The organism is Streptomyces sp. NPDC020362 (assembly GCF_040642095.1).
In the GTDB taxonomy this organism is placed as follows: Bacteria; Actinomycetota; Actinomycetes; order Streptomycetales; family Streptomycetaceae; genus Streptomyces.
Window position 1 is genome coordinate 1 of record NZ_JBFAET010000433.1, and the last position, 2,484, is coordinate 2,484.

1 protein-coding gene and 1 pseudogene are annotated in these 2,484 nt (G+C 70.3%); both read right to left on the reverse strand.

The genetic code is table 11. The features are described 5' to 3' along the window. Nucleotides 1–196: 196 nt before the first annotated feature. Entirely contained in the window at nt 197–1,636 is a 1,440-nt protein-coding gene (locus tag AB0H32_RS47895) for a hypothetical protein (protein ID WP_361135917.1), read from the reverse strand. Next, nucleotides 1,636–2,484 (reverse strand): annotated as a pseudogene (locus AB0H32_RS47900) (hypothetical protein); the annotation flags it as partial. The pseudogene AB0H32_RS47900 and the gene AB0H32_RS47895, both read right to left, overlap by 1 nt.

Here is a 2,484-nt window from a genome sequence, read left to right on the forward strand (position 1 = left end):
GCGCACCGAAGGTGCGCTGAGTCGCTGACCTGCGGTGATCAAACTCCGATGACACAAACTCGCGTCGGTCAAAGTCCGATGGCAAACGGTCAAGATCCAGTGGCACGGGACAACGGTACGTGATTGTCACGAGGGAATGTCACGGCCGCTCGTGACTGTCACGGGGGCGATGTCACGGCGTTTTCGCGTGACTTTCCTATAGGCCCCCGCCCGCCGTGACAGTGACAATCACGGCGGGCGTGACAGTGACATTCGTGACGGTGCGTGACTGCTCGGCGGCGCCGGTGACCGGGCGGACGATGGTGTACTCGCCGTGGGCGTCGTGGCGGAGCACGCCCTGGCGGACGAGTTCGTTCAGCTCCTTGTGGAGCCAGCCCCGCTTGCGGCCCGCGGCCACGGCAACGGGGATCAGGTCGCCGGTCTCGAAGGCGAGATGGTCGCTTGCGGCCCACTGGTCGATCTGGCCGTAAAGGATGGCGCGGGCCTCTTCGGTGGACGGCCGGTCCGGCTGCTCGAAGGCGAGCGGGGTGTCGGGGTTGGCGTCGGGGACTTCGTCCTCCAGGCGGAGGCGGGCATAGCCGGCGTCGGGTTCCGGGTCATCGGGGATCTGGCCCATCACCTCCTCGTAGGCGTCCTGCAGTTCCATCGCGGCGGCCTCCTCTGCTGCCGGATCCACGGCGTCCATCTCGTCGTCCGTCTCTTCCGCGTCCTCCCAGTCCTCCGGCTCCAGCTCCGACGGCGGGACGGCCTGCAGACGGGCGGGGGCCACCGCGGGCGTGTCGTCGGGGGTGTTGGTGCGGTTGGTGCCGTGATGGGTGCGCTGTTCGTAGGCCAGGCCGGCGGCCCGCGCGGACACGTCGTCCAGGGGGTCACGGACGGCCGCGGCAGCGAGGATCATGTCCCGGATCTGGTCGCGGACCGGTTTGGTCAGCGAGCCGCGGACTTCGGTGGTCCACCGCCCCGTGGGGATGCCCATCCCGGTGGCGTAGGCGTAGCCGGGCCGGTCCGATCCCCACTCGGGGATCGCGCCGGACTCGGTGACCCGGTCGGGCAGGCAGAACCCGGCATCGGCAACGTCATCGACGCCGAAGCAGGCGGAGGCCTGGAAGTTGGCGCGGACGTCGGTGGAGACGTTCTTCCACGATGCGCGCTGGAGGCTGACCACCAGCCACATGCCGACCGAGCGGGCCTTGCGGGCGATCTCGTCCAGGACTTCGAAGTCGGCGACGTCGGCGGCCTCTTCGATCCACACCACCATCGCGTTCAGCTTCGACTCAGGTGTCCACTGGTCCAGGCCCTCCTCGGCCAGCGCGGTGCCGCGGGCAGCGATCACCGCGGGAAGGCACCGCAGCATGGCCTTGGCCTCCCGCTTGCCCCCGCGCTTGAGGTCCACGAACCAGTCCAGGCCCTCTTTCATGTGCCCGACGGTCTGCTCGCCCTTGGCCAGGTCGATCAGCCAGATGGTGAGCTTGCGGCGGGTCATCAGGTGCGCCAGCACGCTGCGGGCGAACTCCGACTTCCCGGAGCCGGCCACCCCCATGACCAGCAGGTGCTGGAGGATCTCGGCCAGGAAGGGGTTGATCCACCAGATCTCCCCGTCCGCATACAGGCCCACGGGGATGGGTTCGGTGGGCATCAGCCCGAGCACCTGCGGAGGCTGGAAGGGGCACCGTCTTTGAGCAGGTCGGCGACGCGGGCGGAGAAGGTGCCGTGGCCGGCGTTGTCCGGGTCGCGGGTGACCGTGATCGCGGACGGCGGCACGTGCAGCGCGGCGGCGATCTTCGGGGCGGCGGACTGCACGTCCTCCACCGTCTTGCCCGCCTCGGGCCAGACTTCGGCGGTCACCACGCCCTTGCCGTTGCCCTTGGCGTTCTTGACCTGCACCTTCTCCAGGCCGATGGCCTCGGCCAGCTTGCCCAGACCGCCGGAGTCGGTCTGCTCGGTCTCGTCGTGGGCGTTACGCATGAGCTGCCGCACGTTCCACGATGCCGCGAACAGCCCGCCCCCCAGCAGCCACAGGTCGGCCATCGGGTGGCCGAAGGGACCTGCGGAGACCGCGCAGGTCAGCCAGCCCATGCCCGCGGCGACACTGGTCGTGGCCTGCGCGCGCCGGTAGCGGCGGAACTTGTTCGTGCCGCCCGCCACGGCCCAGGTGACGGCCGACAGGACTACTCCGCCGGCGCCCATGCCGGCCGACGCGAGCCCGGCCGACAGGGCGCTGTGGCCCCACATCTCGTGCACGCCCCACCCAGCGACGGGCGGGAGGACGGCGGCGCCGGCCCACGGCGGCAGGTACGGCGCAGCCTTGGCGGCGATGTGACTGCCGATGGTGGCCAGGATGCCGCCCTGCCCGGTGGGCAGGGTGGCCAGCGCGTAGCCGTTCTGCCCTCCAGGGTGACCCAGCGGGACCAGGACGGGTAGCGGCGGACCTGGTGCTCGTCCAAGGCCGCCAGGCCCTTGCCGGACTGGAAAAACTCCTCGACC